General features: G+C 72.1%; 1 protein-coding gene. It reads left to right on the top strand.

The window, feature by feature from the left end:
- Nucleotides 1-6,781: type I polyketide synthase (locus KUM44_RS44440; protein WP_217215495.1), on the top strand; the 6,781-nt coding region annotated here is incomplete at both ends.

Consider the following 6,781-nt stretch of genomic DNA (forward strand, 5'->3'; position numbering starts at 1 on the left):
CGTCGCCGAGGCGCTGAACGCGGCGACCGAGACCGATGAGGCCCAGGACGCGGCGGGCAAGGGGCTGCGTGAGCGTCTGGCCGGGTTGTCGGAGGCGGAGCAGCAGGCGCAGTTGCTGGGGCTGGTGCGCGGGGAGGCCGCGCAGGTGCTGGCCCACGGTTCGACCGCGGAGATCACGCCGAGCAGGCCGTTCAAGGATCTGGGCTTCGACTCGCTGACCGCGATGGAACTGCGCAACCGGCTGTCCAGGGCCACCGGCCTGCGCCTGCCCGCCACCCTCGTCTTCGACTACCCCAACCCACAGCAACTGGCTTCCCAGCTGCGCACGGAACTCGTCGACGGACTGCCGGGATCCGGCTCCGTGGTGACGGCGGCCCGCCCGGTGGACGACGAACCGCTCGCGATCGTCGGCATGGCCTGCCGCTACCCCGGTGGCGTCCGCGACGCCGACGACCTGTGGCGGCTGCTCTCCGAAGGCCGCGACGAACTGTCCGACTTCCCCACCGACCGGGGCTGGCACCGCTGGGGCGCGCCCACGGCCGGCCAGGCCGGGTTCCTGCACGAGGCCGGGGAGTTCGACGCCGCGTTCTTCGGGATCTCGCCGCGTGAGGCGCTGACCATGGACCCGCAGCAGCGGCTGCTCCTGGAGACCTCCTGGGAGGCCCTGGAGCAGTCCGGCATCGACCCTCACTCGCTGCGGGGCAGCTCCACCGGCGTCTTCGTCGGCGGTGGCCCGCAGGACTATCCCACGGTCCTGATGGGATCGTCCGAGGCCGGCAGCGGTTACGGCATGACCGGTGCGCTCGGCAGTGTGATGTCCGGCCGGGTGTCCTACGTACTGGGCCTGGAAGGTCCCGCGGTCACGGTGGACACGGCGTGCTCGTCGTCGCTGGTCGCCCTCCACCTGGCCGCGCAGTCCCTGCACAACGGCGAATGCGACCTGGCCGTCGCGGGTGGCGTCACCATCATGGCCACGCCCGGCGCGTTCACCGGCTTCGACAACCTCGGTGGCATGGCAGGCGACGGCCGCTGCAAGGCCTTCGCGGCCTCCGCGGACGGCACCGGCTGGGGCGAGGGCATCGGCATGGTCGTCGTCGAGCGCCTGTCGGACGCGCGCCGCAACGGGCACGAGGTGCTCGCGGTGATCCGCGGTTCGGCTATCAACCAGGACGGCGCGTCGAACGGCCTGAGCGCGCCCAACGGCCCCGCGCAACAGCGGGTGATCCGCCAGGCCCTGGCGAACGCCGGCCTCGCGGCAACGGACGTGGACATGGTCGAGGCGCACGGCACGGGTACGACGCTCGGCGACCCGATCGAGGCCCAGGCCCTGCTGAACACCTACGGCCAGGACCGCCCCGCCGACCGGCCGTTGTGGCTGGGCTCCGTCAAATCCAACTTCGGGCACACGGGTGCCGCGGCCGGCGTCGCCGGAGTGATCAAGAGCGTGCTGTCGCTCCGGCACGGGATGTTGCCGAAGACGCTGCACGTGGACGAGCCGACACCGAAGGTGGACTGGTCGGCCGGTGCGGTGGAGCTGCTGACCGAGGCCCGGGAATGGACGCGGGCGGAGCGTCCGCGGCGCGCGGGCGTGTCGTCATTCGGGATCAGCGGCACCAACGCCCACATGATCATCGAGGAGGCCCCCGAGCCGGAGCCCGCGGAACCCACCGAGGCGGGTCGTCCCGCGTTGGAGGGCCCGGTGCCGTGGCTGGTGTCGGCCCGCGGTGAGGCCGCGCTGCGTGCGCAGGCGGGGCGGTTGCTGGAACGGGTGGTCGAGCGGCCTGAGCTGAGCCCGGTGGATGTGGGCTTCTCGTTGGCGGGGACGCGGTCGGCGTTCGAGCAGCGGGCGGTCGTACTGGGCGGTGACCGGGACGCGTTGGTGGCCGGGTTGCGGTCGTTGGCCGAGGGTGCGCCGGGCGCGGTGACCGGGCGGGCCGTGGACTCCGGTGTGGTGTTCGTGTTCCCGGGTCAGGGGTCGCAGTGGGTCGGTATGGGGCGTGAGTTGTGGGATGCCTCGCCGGTGTTCGGGGAGTCGATGGTGGCGTGTGAGCGTGCGCTGTCGCCGTTCACGGACTGGTCGCTCAGGGATGTGGTGTTCCGGGGCGCGGATGATCCGTTGTGGGGCCGGGTCGATGTGGTGCAGCCGGTGTTGTGGGCGGTGATGGTGTCGCTGGCCGCGTTGTGGCGGTCGTTCGGTGTGGAGCCGGCCGCGGTGGTGGGTCACTCGCAGGGCGAGGTGGCTGCTGCGTGTGTGGCCGGTGGGCTGTCGCTGGAGGACGGGGCCCGTGTGGTCGCTGTGCGGTCGCGGCTGGTGCTGGAGAAGCTGTCGGGGCGGGGCGGGATGGTGTCCGTGTCCCTGCCGGTCGTCGATGCGGAGGAGCGGTTGGCCCGGTTCGAGGGCCGGGTGGGTGTGGCGGCGGTGAACGGGCCGTCGTCGGTGGTTGTTTCGGGTGAGCCGGAGGCGTTGGACGAGCTGCTCGCCGAATGCGAGAGCGACGGCGTCCGGGCACGCCGTATCGCCGTGGACTATGCCTCCCACTCCGCCCAGGTCGACGCGCTCAACGACGATCTGCTGGCCGAACTCGCGGACATCCGCCCGGTGTCGTCCTCGGTGGCGTTCTACTCGACCGTGACCGGCGAGCGCATCGATACGGCCGGGCTGGATGCCGCGTACTGGGTCCGCAACCTGCGCGAGCGGGTGCTGTTCGAACCGGTCGTGCGGATGCTGGCCGAGCAGGACCATCTGATCTTCGTCGAGTCCAGCCCGCATCCGGTGCTCGCGATGCCTGTCTCCGAGACCGGTGAGACGGCGGACCGTTCCGTGGTGACCGTGGGGTCGTTGCGGCGTGACGACGGTGGCGCGGAGCGCTTCCTGACGTCGCTGGCCGAGGCGTATGTGGCGGGCGTACCGGTGGACTGGTCGCTGATGTTCACCGGCACCGATGCCCGCACTGTCGCGCTGCCGACGTATGCCTTCCAGCACGAGCGTTACTGGCTTGAGGACGCGGCCGCGCCCGGTGCGGAGGCCGTCGTCGATCCGGTGGACGCAGCGTTCTGGGGTGCCGTGGAGCGCGCGGACGTCGAGGGTGTCGCGGCGCTGGTGGATGGTTCGGTGCCGGATGTGTGGGAGCCCGTGGTTCCGGCGTTGTCGGCCTGGCGCCGGGGGCGTCAGGAGCGGTCGGTGCTGGACTCGTGGCGTTATCGGACGGTGTGGCGTTCGGTGACGGTGCCCTCGGGCGGGCGGCTGTCCGGGACGTGGGTCATTGTGACGCCCGGCGGGGATGCGCCGGTTGAGGAGGTACGGCAGGCGCTGGTCGCCGCCGGTGCGGAGGTGTCGGTACGCGAGGACTTCGATACTGCGGCCGATGTGTCGGGCGTGGTGTCGCTGCTCGCCTGGGGCGAGGAGTCCGCGCTTGAATCGACTCTGCGGCTCGTTCAGGCCCATGGCGACAGTGAGGCCCCGCTGTGGATGCTGACCCGGGGCGCCGCGGCTGTGGGCTCGGACGATCCGGTGTCCGCCGTGCAGTCGCAGCTGTGGGCGCTCGGGCAGATCGTCGGGCTGGAGCAGCCCGGCAGCTGGGGCGGTCTGATCGACGTCCCGGCGGAGTGGGACGAGCGGGCGGCGACTTCGCTGGCTGCCGTGCTGGCGGCCGGTGAGGGTGAGGACCAGGTCGCGGTGCGGTCGTCCGGGGTGTACGGGCGTCGTCTGGTGCGCGCGCCCCTCGGCGCCAACCCGTCCCCCGTACGGCAGTGGAACCCGACCGGGACCGTGCTGATCACCGGCGGTACCGGTGGCGTCGGCGGGCATCTGGCGCGCTGGCTCGCCAAGGCCGGTGCCGAGCATCTGCTGCTGGTCAGCCGGGCCGGTGCGCAGGCCGAGGGAGCGGCCGAGCTCGCCGAAGAACTGTGCGGGGCGGGGGCCGAGGTCACGATCGCCGCGTGTGACGTGACCGACCGGACCGCTCTCGCGGAGCTGATCGCCGGGATACCGGCCGAGCATCCCCTCACCGCCGTCTTCCACACCGCCGGCATCGCCAGCTACGGCCCCGTACGCGAACTCGAACCCGCGGACCTGGAAGCCCAGATGGCCGCCAAGACCCTCGGCGCCCGTCACCTGGACGACCTGACCACCGAACTCGGCCTGGAACTGGACGCGTTCGTCGTGTTCTCCTCCGGTGCCGCCGTGTGGGGCAGCGCCGGAAACGGCGGATACGCCGCGGCGAACGCCTACCTGGACGGTCTGGCGTGGGAGCGCCGGGCGCGCGGCCTGGCGGCGACCTCGGTGTCGTGGGGCAGCTGGCAGAACACCGGCATGGCCACCGACCGGACCGCGGAGGAGCTGCGGCGACGCGGTGTCCGGCCGATGGACCCGGCGCTCGCCGTCGAGGCGCTCCGGCAGGCGCTGGAGCACGACGAGAGCGCGCTGACCGTCACTGACATGGACTGGGCGCTGTTCGCACCGGGCTACACGATGGCCCGGCGCCGCCCGCTGATCGAGGACATCCCCGAAGTCGCCCGCGCCCTCAGCGAGGACTCGGCCGACGCGGCGCACGACGACTCGGCCGGAGCGGCCCTCCGGGCGGAACTCGCGGGGCTGGGGCGGCCCGAGCAGCTCGACCTGCTCATGGACCTGGTGCGCGGCGAGGCCACCCGTCTCCTGGCCCATGCCTCCGCGGCCGACATCACACCGGAGCGGCCCTTCAAGGAGCTCGGGTTCGACTCGCTGACCGCGATGGAACTGCGCAACCTGCTGACCACCGCCACGGGGCTGCGCCTGCCGGCGACCCTCGTCTTCGACTACCCCAACCCACGGCAGCTCGCCGCCCATCTGCGCGACCAGCTGCTCGGCGCCGGGACGGATCCCGTGCCCGTGGCCGAGACCGTACGGACGACCGCGGCCGACGAACCTTTGGCCATCGTCGGCATGGCCTGCCGTTACTCGGGCGGAGTGGCCTCCCCGGAGGACCTGTGGCAGCTGGTGGCGGAGAACGGGGAAGGCCTGTCCGACTTCCCGACCTACCGAGGCTGGGACCGCTGGAACCTCGCCAGCCTCCGCCCCGCCGGTTTCCTGCACGAGGCGGGCGACTTCGACGCCGGGTTCTTCGGGATCTCGCCGCGTGAGGCGCTGACCATGGACCCGCAGCAGCGGCTGCTCCTGGAGACCTCGTGGGAGGCCGTGGAGCGGACCGGCATCGACCCGAAGTCGCTGCGCGGCACTGACACCGGTGTCTTCGTCGGCGGTACGGCAGTCGAATACGGCGCACTGCTGATGAACTCGCCCGCCAGCCAGGGATACGCCGTCACCAGCTCCTCCGGCAGCGTCATGTCGGGCCGTATCTCCTACACCCTCGGCCTGGAAGGGCCCGCCGTCAGCGTGGACACGGCCTGCTCGTCCTCGCTCGTCGCCCTCCACCTCGCCGTCCAGGCACTGCGCAACGGCGAGTGCGGCCTGGCCCTGACGGGCGGTGTCGGCCTGATGGCCACGCCGGGTGCGTTCGGCGAGTTCGACACCCTCGGCGGACTGTCGGCCGACGGCCGGACCAAGGCCTTCGCGGCGGCGGCGGACGGGATCGGCTGGGGCGAGGGCGTCGGCATGATCGTGCTGGAACGCCTGTCGGACGCACGCCGCAACGGGCACGAGGTGCTCGCGGTGATCCGCGGCTCGGCGATCAACCAGGACGGCGCGTCCAACGGCCTGAGCGCCCCCAACGGCCCCTCGCAGCAGCGGGTGATCCGGCAGGCCGTCGCCAACGCCGGACTGACCCTCGCCGACATCGACATGGTCGAGGCACACGGCACGGGTACGACGCTCGGCGACCCCATCGAGGCCCAGGCCCTGCTGAACACCTACGGCCAGGAACGCCCGGCCGGCCTGCCGCTGTGGCTGGGCTCCGTCAAGACCAACATCGGGCACACGGGCGCGGCCGCCGGTGTCGCGGGCGTCATCAAGTCCGTACTCGCCCTGCGCAACGGCGTACTGCCCAAGACCCTCAACGTGGACGAGCCGACACCCAAGGTGGACTGGTCCGAGGGCGAGGTGGAACTCCTCACCGAGGCCCGGGACTGGCCCCGGACGGACCGCACCCGACGCGCGGGCGTGTCCTCGTTCGGGATCAGCGGCACCAACGCCCACGTGATCATCGAGGAGGCGCCCCCGGCCGAGGAACCTCCGGTCCAGCCCGAAGCCGACGTCCCGGCGGTTCCCGCCCTCGCGACACCGGTCGTCTCCTGGGTGTTCTCCGGACGGTCGAACGGGGCCCTGCGCGGCCAGGCCGAGCGCCTGTCCGCCCTGGTGGAACGCGAACCCGGCCTCGACCTCACGGACGTGGCCTTCTCCCTGGTGACGACCCGCGCCGGCCTGGAACACCGCGCCGTGGTGCTCGGCCGTGACACGACGGGCGTGCTCGACGCCCTGCGCGGACTCACCGCACAGGGCTCGGCCCCCGGCGTGATCTCCGGCGCCACCGCCGCCGACAGCCGTGCCGTCTTCGTGTTCCCGGGTCAGGGTTCGCAGTGGGTCGGTATGGGGCGTGAGTTGTGGGATGCCTCGCCGGTGTTCGGGGAGTCGATGGTGGCGTGTGAGCGTGCGCTGTCGCCGTTCACGGACTGGTCGCTCAGGGATGTGGTGTTCCGGGGCGCGGATGATCCGTTGTGGGGCCGGGTCGATGTGGTGCAGCCGGTGTTGTGGGCGGTGATGGTGTCGCTGGCCGCGTTGTGGCGGTCGTTCGGTGTGGAGCCGGCCGCGGTGGTGGGTCACTCCCAGGGCGAGGTCGCCGCTGCG

Origin of the sequence: Streptomyces sp. AC550_RSS872, from assembly GCF_019049285.1 — a bacterium.
Classification (GTDB): domain Bacteria; phylum Actinomycetota; class Actinomycetes; order Streptomycetales; family Streptomycetaceae; genus Streptomyces.